Origin of the sequence: Paraclostridium sp. MRS3W1, from assembly GCF_032465715.1 — a bacterium.
GTDB lineage: Bacteria > Bacillota > Clostridia > Peptostreptococcales > Peptostreptococcaceae > Paraclostridium > Paraclostridium dentum.
Genome location: NZ_JAWDJM010000130.1, coordinates 1 through 21039 on the forward strand (window position 1 = coordinate 1; position 21039 = coordinate 21039).

Annotated in this window: 27 protein-coding genes and 1 riboswitch; of the genes, 15 read left to right on the forward strand and 12 right to left on the reverse strand. The window is 27.1% G+C overall.

Annotated features, from left to right (window positions below):
* Positions 1–45: 45 nt before the first annotated feature.
* Both RWY47_RS10420 and RWY47_RS10425 read right to left on the reverse strand, forming a co-directional pair.
* On the reverse strand, positions 46–246 hold the full coding sequence (locus RWY47_RS10420) for a cold-shock protein (protein ID WP_021428710.1): 201 nt from the start codon (positions 244–246) through the stop codon (positions 46–48).
* 132 nt (positions 247–378) lie between these two features.
* On the reverse strand, positions 379–1992 hold the full coding sequence (locus RWY47_RS10425) for an EAL domain-containing protein (protein WP_224170763.1): 1614 nt from the start codon (positions 1990–1992) through the stop codon (positions 379–381).
* A gap of 201 nt (positions 1993–2193) precedes the next feature.
* Between RWY47_RS10425 and RWY47_RS10430 the strand changes: the two genes are divergently transcribed.
* The 5 genes from RWY47_RS10430 to RWY47_RS18095 all read left to right on the forward strand — a co-directional run bounded on the left by RWY47_RS10430 (position 2194) and on the right by RWY47_RS18095 (position 5042).
* Positions 2194–2490, forward strand: coding sequence for a hypothetical protein (locus RWY47_RS10430; protein WP_025162819.1), 297 nt, complete (start codon positions 2194–2196; stop codon positions 2488–2490).
* 213 nt (positions 2491–2703) lie between these two features.
* The gene (locus RWY47_RS10435; RefSeq protein WP_021428716.1) at positions 2704–3111 is read left to right on the forward strand and encodes a helix-turn-helix transcriptional regulator; all 408 of its coding nucleotides are present in this window, start codon (positions 2704–2706) and stop codon (positions 3109–3111) included.
* Between the two features lie 11 nt (positions 3112–3122).
* Positions 3123–3443 (forward strand): hypothetical protein, encoded by a 321-nt coding sequence (locus tag RWY47_RS10440; RefSeq protein ID WP_224170762.1) that lies wholly within the window; start codon positions 3123–3125, stop codon positions 3441–3443.
* 304 nt (positions 3444–3747) lie between these two features.
* Entirely contained in the window at positions 3748–4398 is a 651-nt protein-coding gene (locus tag RWY47_RS18090) for a HisS family protein (protein ID WP_332842075.1), read from the forward strand.
* A 32-nt stretch (positions 4399–4430) separates the two neighbouring features.
* Positions 4431–5042, forward strand: a complete 612-nt coding sequence (locus tag RWY47_RS18095) for an ATP phosphoribosyltransferase regulatory subunit (RefSeq protein WP_332843897.1) — start codon at positions 4431–4433, stop codon at positions 5040–5042.
* Positions 5043–5155: 113 nt separating this feature from the next.
* On the opposite strand, the gene RWY47_RS10450 is transcribed toward RWY47_RS18095, so the two are convergent.
* Together RWY47_RS10450 and RWY47_RS10455 are read right to left on the reverse strand one after the other, a co-directional pair.
* The gene (locus tag RWY47_RS10450; protein WP_156344284.1) at positions 5156–5308 is read right to left on the reverse strand and encodes a hypothetical protein; all 153 of its coding nucleotides are present in this window, start codon (positions 5306–5308) and stop codon (positions 5156–5158) included.
* A gap of 110 nt (positions 5309–5418) precedes the next feature.
* Positions 5419–5814 (reverse strand): DUF1648 domain-containing protein, encoded by a 396-nt coding sequence (locus RWY47_RS10455; protein WP_150842029.1) that lies wholly within the window; start codon positions 5812–5814, stop codon positions 5419–5421.
* A gap of 396 nt (positions 5815–6210) precedes the next feature.
* Between RWY47_RS10455 and bsh the strand changes: the two genes are divergently transcribed.
* Entirely contained in the window at positions 6211–7200 is a 990-nt protein-coding gene (bsh, locus tag RWY47_RS10460; protein WP_021428719.1) for a choloylglycine hydrolase, read from the forward strand.
* Positions 7201–7273: 73 nt separating this feature from the next.
* Here bsh and RWY47_RS10465 read toward each other — a convergent pair whose 3' ends face one another.
* Both RWY47_RS10465 and RWY47_RS10470 read right to left on the reverse strand, forming a co-directional pair.
* Entirely contained in the window at positions 7274–7786 is a 513-nt protein-coding gene (locus tag RWY47_RS10465) for a DNA topology modulation protein (RefSeq protein WP_195948009.1), read from the reverse strand.
* 253 nt (positions 7787–8039) lie between these two features.
* Entirely contained in the window at positions 8040–8225 is a 186-nt protein-coding gene (locus RWY47_RS10470; protein ID WP_224170761.1) for a transcription initiation factor TFIIIB, read from the reverse strand.
* Positions 8226–8480: 255 nt separating this feature from the next.
* Here RWY47_RS10470 and RWY47_RS10475 point away from each other — a divergent pair, with 255 nt between their 5' ends.
* From RWY47_RS10475 to helD, 5 genes are all read left to right on the forward strand, one after another.
* A complete protein-coding gene (locus tag RWY47_RS10475; protein ID WP_150842033.1) occupies positions 8481–8666 on the forward strand; it encodes a hypothetical protein in 186 nt (61 codons plus the stop codon).
* 17 nt (positions 8667–8683) lie between these two features.
* The gene (locus tag RWY47_RS10480; RefSeq protein ID WP_021428839.1) at positions 8684–8866 is read left to right on the forward strand and encodes a PspC domain-containing protein; all 183 of its coding nucleotides are present in this window, start codon (positions 8684–8686) and stop codon (positions 8864–8866) included.
* A gap of 384 nt (positions 8867–9250) precedes the next feature.
* Positions 9251–9613 carry a DUF3796 domain-containing protein gene (locus RWY47_RS10485; RefSeq protein ID WP_150842036.1) on the forward strand — a complete coding sequence of 121 codons (363 nt, stop codon included), beginning with the start codon at positions 9251–9253 and terminating at the stop codon, positions 9611–9613.
* Positions 9614–9617: 4 nt separating this feature from the next.
* Positions 9618–9821 (forward strand): helix-turn-helix transcriptional regulator, encoded by a 204-nt coding sequence (locus RWY47_RS10490; protein ID WP_021428797.1) that lies wholly within the window; start codon positions 9618–9620, stop codon positions 9819–9821.
* 256 nt (positions 9822–10077) lie between these two features.
* Positions 10078–12318: an RNA polymerase recycling motor HelD gene (gene helD / locus RWY47_RS10495; RefSeq protein WP_224170760.1), complete on the forward strand. Its 2241-nt coding sequence runs from the start codon at positions 10078–10080 to the stop codon at positions 12316–12318.
* Positions 12319–12446: 128 nt separating this feature from the next.
* On the opposite strand, the gene sugE is transcribed toward helD, so the two are convergent.
* Positions 12447–12767 carry a quaternary ammonium compound efflux SMR transporter SugE gene (gene sugE / locus RWY47_RS10500; RefSeq protein ID WP_021428762.1) on the reverse strand — a complete coding sequence of 107 codons (321 nt, stop codon included), beginning with the start codon at positions 12765–12767 and terminating at the stop codon, positions 12447–12449.
* 76 nt (positions 12768–12843) lie between these two features.
* Positions 12844–12946: riboswitch (guanidine-I (ykkC/yxkD leader) on the reverse strand.
* A gap of 228 nt (positions 12947–13174) precedes the next feature.
* On the opposite strand from sugE, the gene RWY47_RS10505 reads away from it, so the two are divergent.
* From RWY47_RS10505 to modA, 3 genes are all read left to right on the forward strand, one after another.
* A complete protein-coding gene (locus tag RWY47_RS10505) occupies positions 13175–13744 on the forward strand; it encodes an HD domain-containing protein (protein ID WP_021428899.1) in 570 nt (189 codons plus the stop codon).
* Between the two features lie 166 nt (positions 13745–13910).
* Positions 13911–14312 carry a hypothetical protein gene (locus tag RWY47_RS10510; RefSeq protein ID WP_224170759.1) on the forward strand — a complete coding sequence of 134 codons (402 nt, stop codon included), beginning with the start codon at positions 13911–13913 and terminating at the stop codon, positions 14310–14312.
* A gap of 350 nt (positions 14313–14662) precedes the next feature.
* Positions 14663–15454: a molybdate ABC transporter substrate-binding protein gene (modA, locus tag RWY47_RS10515; protein WP_035118932.1), complete on the forward strand. Its 792-nt coding sequence runs from the start codon at positions 14663–14665 to the stop codon at positions 15452–15454.
* A 98-nt stretch (positions 15455–15552) separates the two neighbouring features.
* Here modA and RWY47_RS10520 read toward each other — a convergent pair whose 3' ends face one another.
* Entirely contained in the window at positions 15553–16098 is a 546-nt protein-coding gene (locus RWY47_RS10520) for a cupin domain-containing protein (protein ID WP_021428863.1), read from the reverse strand.
* Between the two features lie 187 nt (positions 16099–16285).
* Between RWY47_RS10520 and RWY47_RS10525 the strand changes: the two genes are divergently transcribed.
* Positions 16286–17542: a GntP family permease gene (locus RWY47_RS10525; RefSeq protein WP_167402762.1), complete on the forward strand. Its 1257-nt coding sequence runs from the start codon at positions 16286–16288 to the stop codon at positions 17540–17542.
* 247 nt (positions 17543–17789) lie between these two features.
* On the opposite strand, the gene RWY47_RS10530 is transcribed toward RWY47_RS10525, so the two are convergent.
* From RWY47_RS10530 to RWY47_RS10545, 4 genes are all read right to left on the reverse strand, one after another.
* The gene (locus RWY47_RS10530) at positions 17790–18458 is read right to left on the reverse strand and encodes a P-II family nitrogen regulator (protein WP_053832532.1); all 669 of its coding nucleotides are present in this window, start codon (positions 18456–18458) and stop codon (positions 17790–17792) included.
* Positions 18442–19941 carry a DUF1538 domain-containing protein gene (locus RWY47_RS10535; protein ID WP_224170758.1) on the reverse strand — a complete coding sequence of 500 codons (1500 nt, stop codon included), beginning with the start codon at positions 19939–19941 and terminating at the stop codon, positions 18442–18444. The genes RWY47_RS10530 and RWY47_RS10535 overlap by 17 nt, the downstream gene beginning before the upstream one ends.
* 344 nt (positions 19942–20285) lie before the next feature.
* A complete protein-coding gene (locus RWY47_RS10540) occupies positions 20286–20723 on the reverse strand; it encodes a hypothetical protein (RefSeq protein WP_150842038.1) in 438 nt (145 codons plus the stop codon).
* A complete protein-coding gene (locus RWY47_RS10545; protein WP_025162805.1) occupies positions 20713–20925 on the reverse strand; it encodes a helix-turn-helix transcriptional regulator in 213 nt (70 codons plus the stop codon). The genes RWY47_RS10540 and RWY47_RS10545 overlap by 11 nt, the downstream gene beginning before the upstream one ends.
* Positions 20926–21039: the final 114 nt, after the last annotated feature.

Consider the following 21039-nt stretch of genomic DNA (forward strand, 5'->3'; position numbering starts at 1 on the left):
AAAAGACACTTTTTTGTGTCTTTTTAATTAACATGAATATATATATTATAATATAGTTATGTTTTCTGCTTGAAGACCTCTAGCACCTTTAACTATATTAAAGCTTACTTTTTGACCTTCTTCTAATGATTTAAACCCATCAGTTTGTATAGCTGAGAAATGAGCGAATACATCTTCTCCTCCATCTACTGTTATGAAACCAAATCCTTTTTCATTGTTAAACCATTTTACTATTCCATTTTCCATTGAAATGTACTCCTATTAACCATATCAAGACCTAATCTTGATTTACTTTTGTATCTCTACAAATACTATTGTAACATATATAATTAATAATAGATAGTCTTTTCTGTCAATTATAATTAAGTTCATTTATTATCAACTCTGTTTTATAGTAAAGTGCTCTAACTCTTCAATAGTAATTGGCTTAGAATAGAAAAATCCTTGAATATATATTTTTTCATAATCTATATTCTTTATAATCTCTAATTGCTCATCATTTTCTACACCTTCACATACAATCGATTTATCTAAAACTTTACATATTTCACTCACAAACTCAATAATTTTTCTTTTTAATAACGTTGTTTTAATATCATTAATAAAATATTTATCTAGTTTAATTATTTTAGCATCTATCTCATTTAATAAATCTAGATTAGAATACTCTACTCCAAAATCATCAATTGCTATAAAAAATCCATGTTCTTTTAAAGTTAATATAGTTTTTTGTATTTTAGATATATCTTTTGATTTGAACTTTTCTACAACTTCTAGACAAATTAAATCTCTAACAAAATTTGGTCTTTCACTAATTGCTATAAGTTCTTCTATAAACTTTTTATCTTCAATTTCTATAAATGATACATTAACAGAAATATACAATTTATTATTTTCATAAAAGCTATATGTTTTTATTTTCTCATGGTCTGCTAAAACTTTCTTTATTATCCATATAGATATATCAAATACCATATTACTTTTTTCTATGTCTTCTAAAAAGTAATTTGGTGTTAAAATTCCTTCTTCAGTTTTCATTCTTAAAAGTGACTCTAACCCTACAATGTTATTAGTTTTAGGATTTATTATTGGTTGATAATACATTACATACTTATCATTTCTTAAATTTTCATTTATTACTTTTCGCTTACGTATTATTCTTGTTTTTCTAAAGATGATGTAATATATAAATATTAATATAAATAAAATTAATACTAAAATGATTTTATTTTTAAAAATATTCTTTGAAAAGTCCTCATTATAAATTAAAATTCCATATTTACTTTCTGATAAAACTTCATCAATTTGATTTATAAGTGATTCATTACCTTTAGACCCAGCTATATATACTGGCTCGCAAGAAAACTCTAAAATTCTATTAAAATTTTGACTTTCTAGATTCTTATTTATAGGAGCTACTATAAAATCTACTTTAGACTCTTTTAAATCATCTTGTGCTTCTTCATATGAGTTTTCATTTATAAATTCCGGTTGTATATTTTTTTTACTTAGCAAATTTGAAACATATTTATTATTTTGCTCATTTTTTATATATCCAAATTTTAGACCATTAAGTTCATTTAAATCATTACAGTTTTTATTCTCATTTACATATATAGCATAATTTTCATCTGCTATATAATGATCTGTAAATACATAATCATGTTCTCTATCAGGAGTTTTGCTTAAACCAAACAATAAATCAATTTTCCCATTTTTTAAATAATCTAACCCTTCTTGGGTTTTACAGTTAACATAAGTATATTTAAATCCTAATTTATTAGAAATAAGTTTTAATAAATCATTATAATACCCACTAGGCTTTGACCCTTTATCAAAGAAATAATAAGATCCATATTCATAAAGACCTACCTTAACTTCCTTTTTATTTTTATTCTCATCAATATTTATATTAGAAAACAAAAAAAAGAAAACACTAATTACAACTGTAATTTGGATTATATGAATTAAATATTTTTTTAATTTTTTCATATGTAATTCCCCTTAATATATAACAATTTAGTTATTATATAATTTTTCTTAAGTTTAATAAAGTACCTAAGCTTATAGTATTTCTATAACCCATGTGTACACCTTACTCTTATACTTTATACCATTTTTATATACTACTTACACTTTAAACAAATTTTAATTATAATTAAAATACTATAAATGTTTTAGGAGGAATCATAAGTGAATCTTGATTGTCTTACAAAAGAACGTAATATCGGATCTGACGAAATTTTTAAATTATTAAAAGATAAAAATGTCATATTTTTTATTGAACAATGGGATACACAGTGGGTATCAAAAAGTGAAGCCTTTGATTTTTGGAAAAATGAAGTTGAAATGAGAGTTGTTCCATTAGAAATTGAATGTATTTATTTAGAAGACTATCCAGGTGAATATTGTTATGTTCCAATAAAATATAAAAATAATAAAGATGAAAATGACTTAACTTGCTATATTAAACTTGATATGTACCATTAGGTTTATTTTACAAACATATTGGACTTTAAATCTAAATTACTAGATTTTAAGGTCTTTTTTGCTATCTGTTATAATTTAATTATTGTAAATTTAAAAAACGTTGGAAGTTAGCCATGTAAAATAATTTTGACATTGTAAAACATACTATGTAAAGGTATTTTGATAGACGAATTTACTTAAATATGACAAGATTTTGATAGAGGGAGAAGTATTATGGAAATTGGAAATAAATTAAAAAAATCAAGACTAGAGTCTAAGTTAACTCAAGAAAAAGTAGCAGAGGAAATACAAGTTTCTAGGCAGACTATATCAAATTGGGAGAATGAAAAATCTTATCCCGATATTGTAAGTGTAATTAAACTAAGTGATTTATATAATATTAGTCTAGATGAATTACTAAAAGGAGATTCTGAGATGATAAAACATTTGGATGAAAGCACAAATATTGTTAGTAGCAATAAAAAACTTTTAATAGCCTTTGGGATAAATATAATATTTTTTATTTTATTTATCTTTTTCAATGGTGTAATCTCAAGTAACAACTATCTTATAATAGGTGCTGCATCAATTGGGATTTTAAGTATATCAGCATTATTTTACCAAATAATCAAAAAATTTTAAGGAGAGTTTATATGAAATGGTATTTAATTGTATTGGTTTTTATTTCACTCTTAGGAGCATCAACTCTAGCTTATCAGGTTTTTAAAATGACAGAACTTGATGCAAAAAGCAGAGGTTTTAAGCATCCAAAAGCTTGGGGGTTTTTTGCACTAGGTGGAAATAATAGTAGTGGTTTATTACTATATTTGATAGGCAGAAAGAAGTATTTGTCTCACATGAGTGATACAGATAAACAAATAATTGAATCTAGGAAAAAGAAAGCTGGAGTTTCTTTAATCTTTTTTGCACTATCAACAATAGCTCTATTCGCAGTTTTTGTTTTAGAATTTTAAAGTCTACATGTTAATGAGAATAGATTATAAAAATTACTATTGACTTTTCTTATTTATTGGACTATCATTTTTATAAATTATTTTTTAGGAGGATTATTATGAATACACTTATTAGATTAAATTTAATACATCACCATTTCTAGAGACTTGGTCTGTTTAAGCAGATACAAGTCTGTTCGCGTAGGCTTGTATCTCTAGGAATGATAAATTAAGTGTATTTATAATTTATTAAGCCATGTGGGATATATGCCTACATGGCTTTTTTAATATTAAAAATAATTTATTCAAATAGGAGCGATATTATATGAAAAACAACTATATAAAACCAAGTATTTTACCAGGATTCATGGAATTATTACCTAATGATCAAGCAATTTTTAACGACATATTAAATAAAATAACAAATATATATGAAAATAATGGGTGTTTAGCAATTGATACGCCTATAATAGAAAAATCAAGTGTATTGCTTGCTAAAAGTGGTGGTGAAACAGAAAAGCAAGTATATAGATTTGAAAAAGGAAAAAATGATTTATCTTTACGATTTGATTTAACAGTGCCTTTTGCAAGATATGTAGCACAACACTATAACGATCTAGTATTTCCTTTCAAAAAATATCAGCTAGGTAAAGTATATAGAGGCGAAAGAAATCAAAGGGGTAGATACAGAGAATTTTATCAGTTAGATGTAGATGTCATTGGAAAAGATAAGCTAAGTGTCTACAATGATGCATGGGTAATTAGTTTAGCATCTAAAGCCTTTAAGTCTATTGGTTTAAACGATTATAAGTTTAAAATTAGTAATAGAAAAATATTAAAAGGAGTATTAGCTCAATTACAAATAGACGATGTTCAAGAGGTTATAACGCTAATAGATAAATACGATAAGATAGGTAAAGATAATTTAATGATAGTTTACGTGACATTGTTGGAGATGAGAAAAGTAGTTACTTAACTAACTTACTAAACTTTAAAGAATCAAACGAAATTCTATTAGATAAATTGATGAATTTAAACATTCAAAATGAGTTTTTCTCTGAAGGATTAGATGAATTAAAAAAAGTTGTATCTACATTGAAAATTTTAGGTGTAAAAGATAATGAATTTGAAGTTGATTTAAAGATAATCAGAGGATTGGATTATTATACAGGAAGTGTGTTTGAAACGTTCCTTATAGGTAATGAACAGTTTGGATCTATTTGCTCTGGTGGTAGATATGATAATTTAGCTGAAAATTACACAAATAATATATTACCTGGAGTTGGTATATCTATTGGGTTAACAAGATTATTCTTTGTTTTAAAAGAAATTGGATTCATAGATAAATATAATATAAAATCTAATTCTGATTATTTAATAATACCAATAGGTGATACACTTGAATATAGCGGAAAAGTTATGTCAGACTTAAATGAAAAAGGATACAACGTAAGTATTTATTTTGAAGACGATAGTTTAAAGAAAAAGTTAAGTTACGCAAATAAATTAAATATAGATAATGTAATATTTATTGGAGAAAGTGAAGTTGTTAATAATGAAATAAAAATAAAAAATATGATATCTGGAGAAGAAAAAATTATAAACTATAAAGATCTTTAAATCCTGATTATCTATTTTAAAAATTAAGTTTAAAAGATGTTGAATTGTGATATAATATAAATATAAAAAAGGAATTGAAGTCTATTCGCAGTAGAGTGATATTCCAAATTAATTTATTTGAAATGCTTGAATTTGATTTTTATATCAAGTTCTATACCACTCTTAGTTGGGCGACTAGAGTGGTTTTTTAATTTGTCATATATGTAATTAGTCAAAAGACCAATACATACAGTGCTTATAGCACTAACAATTATCTTTAGTTCCATACTTCTCACCTCCTTCCTTTTAGAAGTAGGCTAGAAAGTTTAATGGAACACCACTCTATAGATTTCAATTCCTGATTTTTATTATACCATAAAATGTTAAAGTATTTTTTCTATAATTTTCTTATTTTTATATAATATATAACAATTGGAACAAATATTAAAATTAAACAAGCCGGCAAAAACCAAACTCCTAAAGATTTACTATTTGCAGACATAAGAGTAATGTATAAAAATGAAATATTAATTGCTATCTTAGCAAAATTCATCAAATCTCTCGTTAAATCATAAACCTTAACATAATTTTCTTCAGTTATTTTTACTGGAACATTTAATGCTTGTGGACAAAATAATACTCCGCTCATAGATATATTTACTATAATTGCAATTATAGGGAGTGTTATTAAACTACTTTTACTTCCCCATGAATCAATCTGCCCAACTGAATTATAATGGGATGCTACATTATCACCTATATTATTCCAGTTAATGATTAGATATGCTATCATAAAAATTAATAATGATAAGTTTATAATTTCTATTATTTTTTGCTTAGTATCAAATTTAAATTTATAGTTATTTATAAGTATCCCTCCCCTTAAGATTCTCCTAAACTACTAAAAAAGCATTTAGTTATATATTTAAAATTATAAATCTCACTCCAAAATAAATCTATATTAATCCAATTTAAATTTATCTATCTACTGTTTTTGTATAATTGTTCTTAAGCTGATTAACAATATTATTTTTAATTTACGTAAGCAGTTTAATTTTGTTATTAATTCAAATGGAGTGATTTAAAATGAGTAAATAAAAACTTTATTCTAGGTTTATTTATCAATCAATAGGGTAAACAATATAAATATATTTAAACTAGTTTATACGATAAAAAGGGAGTGTAAAAAATGTGTACAGCACTAACATTAAAAACAAAAGACGGGCAACATTTATTTGGAAGAAATATGGATATAGAGTACAACTTTAATCAAGCTGTTCATCTTGTTCCTAGGAATTTTGAATATAAAAACGTAGCAACTAATGAAACTAACTCTACAAAATATGCAGTTATGGGTATGGCAACGATAATAGATAATCATCCATTATTTGCTGAAGCAATGAATGAAAAAGGATTAGCTTGCGCAGGTTTAAATTTTCCTGGATTTGCATATCATTCAGATAATTTAATAGATGGAAAAAATAATTTACCTCCATATGATTTAATACTATGGATATTATCAAATTTCGAGACTATAGAAGATTTAAAACCTGAACTAGAAAATATAAACCTAGTAAATAGACAGTTAAATTCATCTACACCATTACCAACACTTCATTGGATTGTTTCTGATAAAAGCGGCAATTGCTTGGTTATTGAGAATACAAAAGAAAAGTTAAGCATCTATGATAATGAAGTAGGAGTGTTAACAAATGCACCAACTTTTAATTGGCATACAACAAACCTAATTCAGTATATGGGTTTAAATGCTGATCAACCTCAGAATACTAAATGGAGTAGACTAAATTTATCTCCTCAATCTCAAGGTCTAGGTATGTTTGGAATCCCTGGTGATTTTTCATCTGCATCTAGATTTATAAGAGCTGCTTTCTATAAATCTAGCTTAGAGTCTTCAGATATAGAGTTTTGTGGGGTAAGTGAGTTTTTCCATATATTAAACAATGTCGCTATGCTAAATGGCGCTGTAAAAACTCCAGAAGGTAAATACGATCTAACTCAATATACTTCTTGTATGAATCAAGATAAATGCATCTATTATTACAATACATACAATAATAATCAGATAAGTGCTATAGATATGAATAAGGAAGATTTAAATTCTACAGAAATAAAGATTTTCCCTTATAGAGATACTTTAGTTATAAATAACGAGAACTAAATAAAATTTTAAAGTCATGGAAACCTAAGCAATTAGGATATTCATGACTTTTTTATGATACGTTTATATCATTTTAAATCTGAGTTATATTTTCTAAAAATGCCCTAACTTCTTTTGGACTTTTTAAAACTATAACTTTATCTTTAAATTCTTCTTCTATTTGCTTATATCTATTGACTATTTCTTTTGTTCTTCCTTTATGAATAATCCACCATCCAAATTCTAAATCAAATTTTTCTTCGCATCCTTGTGCCATATCTTCACGTGTTTTGTTTCTATTATTTAGATATCTTTTATATGCTCTAAAAAAGCATATCCTACGAGGAAAGTTTAGAAAAATTATTTTATCCGCTTGTTCTAATCTTTCTCTTTGATAAAAACCTCTATAGTTACCATCTATAACCCAAGATTCATTCTTCATAAATTCTTTAGTTAGGGCGCGACCCTCATCCTTATCTCTCTCGACCCAACCTGGTGTGAATTGAATTGTATCAAGGTGTAAAACAGGAGTATTATAATAACTTGATAGTTGCTTAGCCATTGTAGATTTTCCACTTCCACTATATCCTACTATTGCAATTTTCATCGTAGTCCCCCTTTTTTAATTGATATCCATTGTATATTTTTATTACAGTATCAGTTTCTAAATTCCTTTATATTCAAAATTAAAATTTATAGTAATTATTCTAATTTTCTAATTAAGTTTCACATGTTACCTACAAATATTAATAATTTTATATAAAATTTAAAATAAAGTTAAAGTCCTTAAATCTAATCTATTAGATTATCAGGACTTTTTTTATATAGTTGATTGAATTTTTTAATACCATAACTATACTTTATTTCTTAAATTTATATGGATTATTTACTGTCATGTCTATGACATGGCCACACTCCGTACACACTTCCAAAATTAACTTATTACCTCCTGAAAATATCTTATCTTCTGGGGTTAGGTAAGCCCCCGTTAATATCCCTTTTCCAAATTCAGAACTTCCACATTTTGGACATACTTCCTTAGACATAAAAAAGCTCCTTTTCATTTATATTAAAATAAATCTTATTACTATATCTATTCAAGCTTATCATAAAAATATATTAAAATTACTCTTATGGATTCAGATATGAAAATTTCGGAGTAAAATATAAAAAATCCAACATATCAATTAATTTTAAAATTTGATTATTTAATGTTTTTTTAAGGTTGTATTTATATTCATTTAAGATTCTATGTTTATAATAGTGTTTGTAAAGCATAGAGAGAGGTGAGTGTAATCTTTTTGATACTTACTATATTTTGGAAATTATTTAGAACTGCATTTAGAGTTGGTTTATTCATACTAATTTCTATATTTTTAATTGCAGTAACTTCAAAAAGTTTAATTATAGATCATAGTTTAAATCAAGATACATTTTTAAATAATGCTCGTAGCATATTAAAACCAATATTTTATTTTGTAGATTAAAAAAGGAGGCGTTAATTTTGAGTAAATGTAAATTATATAGATCAGAAAATAACCGTATGATAGGTGGTGTTTGTGGGGGTATAGGAGAATTAACAGGCATTAGCCCTACACTAATTAGAGTTTTATTCGTACTAGGTGGTGTCAGTATAATAATATATATAATTCTATGTTTAGTACTTCCATCTGGAGAAAACTTTTAATTGCATAACTTATTTTCATAAAATCAAGTTATAGGCATTTTAAAATCGCAAATAGTAAATAACCATATATATTTCAATGAAAAGGCAATAGAATCGATTCTATTGCCTTTTTTGTTTATTGCAAACAGTAATACCAAACTAAAATATTACTTGGAAAATTCATTTTCAAATGCTAAGTAAGTTTCTAAACTTCATAATATAGTTCATAATTGTTTAATCTATATATTAAAATTGCACATATCTATAAAATTAAAAGTTGAAATATTTTTATTTAATTTTATAGTTGGTTATCTTTTTCAGTTTTAAGTAATAATCTCAAAGTTAACGTGATATATATGTAATATAAAGATATAAATATATCACATTATCAAGGGGGATTAATTTATGAAATATATAAATAAATATTCATTTCTATTTTGTTTGTTTGGCTTACAAGGATTTAATGGCTTAAATGGTGATCCATTAGATTTTCTATACTTTGGATTCTTTTCATTTTTAGGTAATATCTGGTGGTATAAGTTAGGGGATTGTGAAGACGAGCGCTTTATTTGTAATAAGCATAAGGCAGGTTATATAGCCCTTAGAGTCTGCCTTCCCTTAGCAATAGTTGCAAGTGTATTAATTAGACTATATACAGTGGATATATTAACACTTTATAGACTTCAACTATTAATATTATCCATTTCATTTGCACTAGCAGCAAATTTATGGGCATTTTTAACTTATAGATTTGATGTTGGGGTTTAAATCTATGACAAAGTTTATTAGTAATTTAAAAAAGTATCGTCAATTTAATGAATTAACTCAAGAAGAACTAGCTAATAAAGTTAGTGTTAGACGAGAGACTATAGCTCGTTTAGAAAATGCTAAATACAACCCTTCTCTTGAACTGGCAATGAGGATATCAAAAGAATTAAATACTCCAATTGAAAAGTTGTTTATATTTGAATTTTAATAATTAATACAATAAATTAAAAGCCATTATAATCCTAATAAAGGACTATAATGGCTTTTTTACTAGACATTTTTGAGTGTGTTTTTTATAATGATTTAAACTACATTTTCATTATCAAAGAGGCTAGTATCACTCTCTCTACTATAATTATACCATAAATAACTAAATTTTTTAAGACTATGAATATCCCCTCATTCCTATATAATTTATAGAGCAAATTAAACAAGCTAATTTATATAATCAAGGAGGGTATATTATGAGTCTAAATAATTATGAATTGAATCTTGAAAACGAATGGTTACAAAGAGTTCTTACTGAGGCTAAGAAACAACTTGATGAAAAACGTAGTGCTAAAGATAGATTTAAAAAAGATGCTATAGAAACACAAAGAGAACTCTGGAGTGATTTAGGATCTGTTTCTATAGAAAATGGATTAGATCAACTTTCAGATTTTATGTCATTCATGGATATTATGAAAAATCAAAAAAGAAGTCATGAATTTACCCAAAAACTTGAAGAAAAGTATGAAAGAATGCTTGAATCTCCTTATTTCGGTCGAATCGACTTTGTTGAAGATAACGAATCAGATACTCAAAAGTGTTATATTGGATTATCAAATCTTGTTGATGAGGATTATGATTTTCTTGTGTATGACTGGAGAGCACCTATTTCAAGTATGTTTTATGACTATGAAACTGGACAAGCCAGTTATGAATGTCCAGAAGGTACAATATCTGGAGAAATCACTGGTAAAAGACAGTATAAAATCAATAATGGTAAAATTGAGTATATGTTCGATAGTAATCTAAGTATTGATGATGAAATGTTACAAGAACTTCTAAGTAAGAATGCTGATGATAAGATGAAAGGTATAGTTACAACTATTCAGAGAGAGCAAAATCAAGTAATTCGTAACGAAAATTATAAAAACCTAATTGTTCAAGGGGCTGCTGGAAGTGGAAAAACTTCTGTTGCACTCCATAGAATTGCATATCTATTATATAAATATAGAGATAAAATAACACCTCAAAATATAATAATATTTTCTCCAAATAATATCTTCAATGATTATATTTCAAATGTATTACCTCAACTTGGTGAAGATAATATGTATCAAACAACCTTTAAAGATTATATGCATAAAGAATTAGGGCCTGAATTTAAGAAAGAATCACCTTCAGAAATGATGGAGTATATACTTGATTCTAATGAAAAATTAACATATCAAGATAGAATCAAAAATATAAAATTTAAAACATCTGTAGAATTTGTTGAAATTTTAAAACAATATATAAGTTACGTAGAAACAGTAGATAGAAGTTTTAAAGATATTGTTGTAAGGGGCAAGTTAATAATTTCCTCTGAAGATATAAAAAATCTATTTTTTAATGATTATTCAAACCTTCCAATTAAAAGAAGATTAGAAAAAATTAAATCAAGAATTATATTCCTTATTGAACCATATGAACAATCTTGGATTGACGAAATATATGAAGAACTTTTTAAATCTGGAGACTTTATACAAAAAGAAGAAATGATAGAAAAAAGTACGCTAATTGTAAAAGAAAATTTAAGAGATGTATATGATTCTATTTATAAAATGACAGAATTTAATTTAATTGAAATTTACAAAGATCTATTTAAAAATTTAAATACATTTTTAAATGAAATAAATGTTGAATATGATGATAATTTTATAAATCATATAAAAACTTACACAATAGATAATTTAAATGCAAAGATACTTAATTACGAAGATCAGGTTGCACTTTTATACTTAAAAGGAGCTCTTGGGGATATTCCAACTACTTCTCAAATTAAGTACGTAATTATAGATGAGGCACAAGATTACACTCCATTGCAGTATGAAATTTTTTATCAACTTTTTAAATCTGCTAACATGACTATATTAGGGGATATAAATCAATCAATTAATCCATTTATGAATGTCGGAAACTATAACAACATTTATAATATATCCCAAAATGACACTTGCATAATAAACCTAACAAAGAGCTATCGTTCAACTATGGAAATCACTAAATTTTCAAGAAATCTTCTAAGTGAAAATATAGATGATGAGTGCGTAGAAAGACACGGTGATGATCCTATTATCGTTTCTTTCTCAGATAAACTTTCTATGAATGAAAAACTGGTTGAAGATATAACGTCTTATTCAGAAAAGAATTACAAATCTATAGGAATTATTACTAAAACAGCTCGTGAAACTAAAGTTTTATATAACTTTTTGAAAGAAAATAGTATCGATGTAAGTTCTATAGAAAAAGATGATGATTATTATACAAACGGAGTAACAGTAATACCTTCATATTTGGCTAAGGGTCTTGAGTTTGATGTTGTTTTTATATACGATGCTAGTAATAAAAATTATAATAGTGAGGATGAAAGATTACTTCTTTACACTTGTTGTACAAGAGCTCTTCATGTATTAAATGTATATCATTTAGGAGAAATTACTAATTTATTAAAACAATGATATACGTAAAATTCTACTAGAATCTAAAGTAAGTTTAAAGGCATAATAGTCTAATCAAATAGACTATTATGCCTTTTTTTAATAATTCACATCTCATTAATGCTCTAATAGCTTATTTTATTTGTTTGTTAATGTTGAGATACTAGTTTTAGGCCTATTATTCCTGCTACTATAAACCCAATACAAACTAATCGAACAAAATCAATAGGCTCTTTAAATAAAAACACACCTAAAATAACAGTACCAATAGTCCCTATTCCTGTCCAAATAGCATAAGCTGTTCCTAATGGTAGCTCTTTTAATGCTAATGATAAGAAGTAAAAACTAGCTATCATCCCTATCACAGTTAAAACACTTGGAACTAACTTTGTAAACCCTTCTGAATATTTAAGTCCTACAGCCCACCATACTTCAAATATACCTGCAATTACTAACACTAACCATTTCATAATTACCACTCTCCTTAAAGTTTTAAATAAAAGTTTATTAGTAAAACGTAAAAAAGCCCGGGAGATATAAAAAAATATCTCCCAGGCTTTTGTCCTTCCGTGAACACAGAAAACTGTGCGTTTTATCTCGGACCAGACCAGTTATAAATTTTAACTGCGGAACCCTATAAAACTAAATTTATTAAACTTTTATTATAGTTTATTACTATATCAAAAAATATGCACTTAATCAATATACATTAATTAATTAATCTATCTATTTTTTAAAGGTAAATACCTAGTTTATGTAGAACAAGTTACTATTATGATATCGTGAAATTCAGAGTTTCTATGGAGTTAATTAAAGATTTTATCCAATCTATAAAATCTTTGCAAATAAAATAAACAATATAAAGGAGATAGAATCTATGAGAGAAAAAAGTATGGATATATTGGCTAAAAATTTAAAATCTGAGCACTTAATAAAACATTCGTATGCAGTTGAGGCTGTTATGAGATCATTGGCTAAAAAATTAGATCCTAAAAATGAGGAAGATTGGGCAATAGCAGGACTATTACATGACATTGATTCAGATTTACTAGACTGCAAAAACAATCCAGAAGATATGAAAAAACATGGAATTCTTGCTATAGATATATTAAAACAAGAGAATATAGGTAATCAAGATATTCACCATGCTATTATGGCTCACAATAACGATAATGGTACAGAAAGAATTTCATTAATGGATAAAGCAATTTACGCAGCAGATCCAATAACAGGATTTATAACAGCTATAACATTAGTTTATCCAGATAAAAAAATATCTAGTGTGAAAGTAAAGTCTATAACTAAAAGAATGAAAGAACTAAGATTTGCCGCTGGTGCTAATAGAGAAGCAATGAAAAGTATAGAGGAACTTGGAATTCCATTTCCAGAGTTTGCAGAATTATCGCTTAATGCTATGAGAGACATAAGCGATGACCTAGGCCTTTAAAAATTATATATTCTAAAAAAGCCAGTATATATATCTATATTGGCTTTTTTATTGTTTAAATCTTAGTTTTCACTCCTAAATACGCCCATTTTAGTCCAACTCACTCATTTACCATAAGAGGACATGTTAATATATTTATAAATTTTTAAAAGTCGAGGAAGTCATAATGAATTATAAACTAATTAAATTAAATAAAATTTTACTAAGCATAATATCAATTTTAACTATTTTATTAATATTAGCTTTGTCTTTTGCTAATGCACTTGATGCTTGGATTATTAACAAGTTCATTGCTCTTTACATCGTAAGTTTTTTGTTGTGTACATTTTATGTAATTGTAGTAGCTATTTTACAACTAAAGAACTTAAATAAAACAGAATCAAGAAAAAGGATTATTGGTTTTTCTAAATTTTTCTTATTTAATTTTTTAATCTTATTTGTATTATCTATAATTTTTAATAAATTTGATATATGGAGAATCTTAATAATATCTTTTAGTGGATCATTTGGTTTTAACTTTTTAGATTTAGCATTTTTTAAAGATTCTAGTAAATTCAATAGCTATTAAATTTTTACATATTCACTACAAGTTTTATAAATATAATAGTTAAATAGCTTAAATATCTAATTTAAAGCAAAAGAGCACTTACATATGTAAGTGCTCTTAAATCATAATAAAAATGTTATTAAGTGAGTACAGTATTTTTTCAAATTCCTGTATTCTGACTTTAATGCTTCTTTTGTGTGGACAAGTTTAGTATAACCTCTAAACCTTAAAATAAACTTAAAGTTTTTGATATTTTAAATACATATATATTTCTTAAAATACTTTACAGAAAATCGAAAATAATCGAATCAAGCTCCTTTTTGTGGTAAAATACCAGTGTTGATCTATTGTTTAAGTATTGGGAGGATATTATGAGATTAAGTAAAAAATTATTATCATTATGTTTAGTAAGTAGTTTATTTTTAGTTGGGTGTAGTTCAAAAACACCTAAAAAAGAAGATTTGTCTGAAAAAGTAACTTTAAGTATTTCTGCAGCTGCTAGTTTAAAAGAAGCGATGGAAAAGATAGAAAAAGACTATGAAAAAAGTAATCCAAATGTTGATTTAGTCGTTAACTTTGGTGGATCTGGATCGTTACAAAAGCAAATAGAACAAGGTGCTCCTTGTGATGTATTTATATCTGCAGGTGAAAAACAAATTAAAGAACTAGACGAAAAAAAATTACTAGAAGAAAATACATATAAAAACTTAGTAAAAAATGACTTGGTTTTAATAGCTCCAAAAAACAGTGATATATCATCTATAAATGATTTAACAACTGATAAGGTTAAAAAGCTAGGCGTTGGAGAGCCTGAAAGTGTTCCTGCAGGAAAATACGCATCAGAAGTGCTTACTAACTTAAATTTAGCAGATAAGGTAAAGGATAAGTTAGTCTTTGCAAAAGATGTTAAACAAGTTTTGGCATGGACTCAATCTGAAAATACACAAGCAGGTTTTGTTTACTACAGTGATACTCTAGGTGTAGATAATATAAAAATTGTAGAAACAACAAAGGAAAGTACTCATTCCCCTATAGTTTATCCTGTAGCAGTTATAAAAGATAGTAAAGTCCCTGATGAGGCTAAAAAGTTTGAAGATTATCTTTTTAGTCAAAAAGGACAAGATATTTTAGTCAATTGCGGATATAAAACCATTAAGAACTAATTAGATATTTATATTAAACTATTATATATATAAGATTAAATATAACAAAAGACAACTGCATGATAGTGTAGTTGTCTTTTGTTATATTGGCTAAGAAATTAAAGTATAACAGCAAAAATTACTTTTGCATTTGAATTTGATGTATTTTCCCAACGATGCTTTACTCCTGCTGGAGTCTTAACACTATCACCTTGATATAATATAAACTTTTCATCATCTAAATATAAATCTACTTCACCCTCTAGCAAGTATGCAATTTCATACCCTTTGTGTTGAATATTTTCACTGCTAGATACCGATCCAGGAGATAGACTCATAATTGCAAACTCTAAATCACTAGTAAGATCAGGAGCTAATACATCATAAACAACATCATCACTTCCAGGAAGTATTACTTTTTTTCTATTTTCTTTTCTAACTATCATATCTTTTTTAGAAACTTCTGATGTGAAAAATGTAAATAATGGAACGTTAAGTGCAGATGCAATAGATTTTAAAGAGTTCACAGATGGATTTGCGATTCCTCTTTCTATCTGACTTAGCATAGAAGCAGTAACTCCACATAATTTTGATAAATCACGTACACTTAGGTCTTTACTTTTTCTTATCTGTGATATTTTTTCACCTATATTTATTTCAGACATTAATACCTCCAATAAATTTATTTCAAATATTATAATTTTTAACTTAATGATTTTAATTATAACATAGATATTTTTCACAAACAAAGTTAAATCACATTTAATTAATTAAATTATATTTGACACAATTACTTAAATTATATACAATCAATATAAACATCAAGAGGTGTAAACATTATAGAGGGGAGTGATGGTTGTGCCAATAACAACTACTGGAGCAATCATTGGGTTATTAGTTGCAATTATACTCATTATAAAAAGGTTTGAACCATTTTACTGTTTGGTATTTGGAGCTTTAGTTGGGGGTTTAATAGGTGGTTCAAATTTAGTGGATACCATAACGTATATGGCTGATGGTGGGAAGTCTATGGCTCCTGCAATACTTAGAGTTATGACATCAGGATTCTTAGCAGCAACACTTATAAAAACAGGAGCAGTTGATAAAATTTCAGAAGAAATTATTAGATTACTAGGCTTAAAAAAAGCAATACTTGGAATAGTTCTATCTTCTATGATCTTGGCAGGGGTTGGTGTTGACTTAGACGTAGTAGTCCTTACTGTCGGGCCAATAGGAATGGCTATGGGAAATAAACTTGGATACTCTAAACTAGCAATACTGCTTGCAGCACTTGGTGGAGGTAAAGCTGGTAATATTATATCTCCTAACCCAAATACATTAGCAGCAGCAAGTAATTTTAACGTTGACTTATCTAGTGTTATGCTTGCAAATGTAATACCAGCTATATTTGGAGTAATTATTACTACTATACTTGCGAATATGTTGATTAACAAAGGTAGTAAAGTTGAAATAGAGATAAAATTAGATGAAGATGAGAATTTGCCTAGTTTGTTTGCTTCACTAATAGGTCCTATTGTATCAATAATATTACTATTTTTAGGGAATGTATCTACTATAGTTGTAGATCCACTTGTAGCTTTGCCTGCAGGCGCTGTTGTCAGTATATTGGCTACTAAGAGTGTACATAAAACAAAACAGTATCTATCATATGGAGTTGAAAAAATGCAAGGTGTATGTATTTTGTTACTAGGTACAGGAACATTAGTTGGTATTATACAGATGTCAAACTTACAACATAGTACAACAGAGCTCCTTGCTATGCTGAGTATCCCTCAGGTTTTACTTGCACCTATTTCTGGAATTGTTATGTCACTAGCTACAGCATCTACTACCGGAGGTGCAACAGTAGCATCATCTACATTTTCTAGTGCAATCCTAAGTTCTGGATTATCTGGAGTAGCAGGCGCTGCAATGGTCAATGCAGGTGCTTGTGTATTTGAACATTTACCTCATGGCGCATTATTTCACGCAAGCTCAAGGAGTGTTTCTATGGAAATTAAAGAAAGGTTTAAGTTATTGCCATATGAAATAATTATCGGTCTTGTTATAGTAACATCTTCAACTGTAATACAATTGCTTCTTAAGTAAAATTTAACATCAATACATTTAAACTTTGCTAAAAAGCCCTTACTAATTTAATAGTAAGGGCTTTTTAGCAAAGTTTTTGAAAATATAGTCAAGATTTTTATTTTAAAAGATATTAGATTTACTTGAAACTTCATGATTAGGTTCATATTAATCTTGGCATATTTTTAATTTATTTTCCTCATTAGTAGTACTTTGCTTATTCGGATAAGTATAATATAAATTAGTAACCTTAAAATAACCTTAAAAACTAATATAAGCCATATGCTTTATTTACATCTTGAACAAAAATTATACCATTGCCTGGTTCATTAATTTTAAGTTCATCTCTAATTGAAGATACTATTGAATCTGTTAAATTACTTGGTGATATTATTAATACAATTTCTTTTTCCGGTTCTATTTCCATAGCAAACACTTTACTAGTTTCATGTATACCCGATCCTCTACCATTTATAATCGTAGCTCCCCTAGATCCTGCCTTATTTGCAGCTTTCACTACAAATTCACCTTTTCCCCTGTCTACGACAGTATAAATAAGATTGTACATTGGACTTTCAACACCTCTACTTTCTTCAGTTTTTTTATAGCTATTTGAATAATGAGCATCTATTATATCAGTTAGAGAAGTACTAAAGGCTATTCCATGATTTTGCTTATGAAAACAAAACTTTTTATTGAGTTGTTCTAAAGCATTATAGGATGTATCCTTATCAGATGCCATCAATATAATTTCTTTTCTAGATTCAGCCAACTCTAAAAACTCTAAAATAGGATTTTTAATAGTTCCTTTCCCTAAAAAAATAGTACCGCCTGTTATCCCATGCTGTTTTGCATGTTTTAAAACTTTACTTCCTAAATTAAAATTTACTATTACACAAATTAACTCTAGTTCAATACTATTAAATTTGTTGTTCATCTTCTAGGCTCCCTCCTTTTTTAGATTTCAACTTAAAAATTAATCCTAATATTTGCAAGGTTATTATTGGAGTCATAGCTACCATTGCTATCATTCCAAAACCATCTATTAGTACATTTGCTCCTTCAATTGATTCAGCAACTCCGTGAGTAAAGGCTAAAATAAATGTTGCAGTCATTGGGCCTGTAGCAACTCCTCCTGCATCAAATGCCATACCAACAAATAGTTTAGGAACAAAGTAAGTCATAGCAATACAAATTGCATATCCCGGCAGAATATAATGCCATAGTTGAATTTGTGGAATCAAAATTCTTATCATAGAAAGAGCTATCGCGACCCCAACACCTAAAGAAAGAGCTATCAACACTGACTTTCTGTTAACATAACCACTCGTAACATCTTCAATTTGATGTGTTAGCACATATACCGCAGGCTCTGCTAAGATTGTAACTAGACCAAGAATAAATCCAACTGCTATAATATAAAAATTATTATTTAAAGCTCCAATATTGTATCCAATTGTATTTCCAACATCCATAAATCCAGCATTTACCCCAACTAAAAATAATACTAGACCTATTAAAGTGTAAATAAATCCTTTAAATATTTTATTAAAAGCTTTTATACTTAATTTAAATGATATTTTCTGTAGTATTAAAAACATAATAATCAATGGTAATAGAGCTATAAAACTCTCCTTTATAGTATGTGGAATTAAGTTAATAAATGGACCTAATATAGATGTTGTTTCGGACATATCTAGACTAATATCCGATGAGAATCCACTGTTCTTAGAAAAAATACTTAAGATCATAACAGAGATTATAGCTCCAATAGATGCTATAGCAACTAATCCAAAGCTGTCTTTTTCGGAGGACTTACTGTCTTTCTTTAATGTAGAAACTCCTATAGAAAGAGCTAAAATGAATGGGACTGCAAGTGCCCCTGTGGTTGCACCTGAAGCATCGAACGCTATTGCCAAAAATGCGGGTTCTGTAAATAATGCAATAAGGAAAATAATTAAATATAATACTGTTAAAATCTTGTATAGAGGAATATTATAAACAACTCTTGCTAATCCAAATGAAAGCATTATAGCTAATCCTATAGATACAGCTATAACAATAGTTGAACTAGATACCTGCCCTGATGTGACTAAATCGACTTGATTTGAAAAAACTAATAAATCTGGCTCTGCAATACAAATAAAAAATCCAAGTATTAGTCCAGCGATAATTACTACCCATAATTTATTTATCTTAGCAATGCTTGATCCTATAAGATTTGATAAAGGAGTAATGCCTATTTCAACTCCAATTAAAAAAACTGCTAATCCTAAAATTATAAATATTGATCCAATTCCAAACCTAAGTAAAAGTGGCGTCTCAAGTGGAGTTAGAGTGAAATTTAATAACATTACTATAATGATAATTGGGATAACTGAAAGTAAAACCTCTTTTAATTTTTCTGTGAATACATTCAAATACCTCACTTCCTTCCGCTAAGCTTATTAAATTTAATGTACAATATTATATATTCATAATAAATAATTTTGTAAACTACAATATCAGGAATGAAACTTATTTTCATATAGCCCTTATAAAAATATTAACATGAAAATTGTTAATATTCAATTAATTTAGTTAATTTAACAATCACTTTACAAAGATATATTTTATTTGAATTTTTTATTATGTAATGATAAGTACACCTAAACTATATTGGTATTTTTCCCAATATAAGTTATTTTATTAGCTAAATTTAAAGCCCTTAGAATCCAATTAAGTGTATTCTAAGGGCCTTTTTAATAATATTATTATATAAAATCTAAAACTTTTTAGCGTATTGATTTGCTAAAATTATTTCAAATATATATTTTAAAATAAATATTGCTAGCAATGACATTGTAGTCCAAGATGGAGAGTTCATTACTATACATACATAAGCAATTATAATAACCATCCAATTGATTATTTCCCCTGACATTGCTTTTGCTTTACATTTTATAAACGTATTTCTTTCATCTTTTCTTTCAACTTCGATTTGTTTAAATTTAGCAGGATCTTTTCTCAATTTTCTAATACCGTATAATCCTCCTAATCCTCCACAAATTGCTCCAAATCCTAATCCTGTACATAAACTTGATGCTCTATCCCAAACATCACTAGATAGACCTGCTGATAGTATTATTAGGCCTACTATTAATATAATTATCCCAAAGAGAACCATAACTTTATTTAATTTTTCATCTTGTTTAATCTTCATTCCCGTCTTCCTCCTCATAAATAAAAATTTCTTCAATTGCCATATTAAAATATCTTGCAATTTTAAATGCTAAAATTATTGATGGATTATATCTTCCATTTTCTAAAGAACCTATCGTTTGTCTTGAAACTTCCAGTGCAGTTGCTAATTCTTCTTGAGTTACTTTATTTTGCTTTCTTATTTCTTCCAATCTATTTTTCAAAATATAAGCTCCTTCCTTCAGCTTAAAAGTAAAGCTTGCTTTCCATAATTCATTATATCCTTCCAAATGTAAAGCTTACTTTACTTTTATTTTATATATATCAAACTTATATGT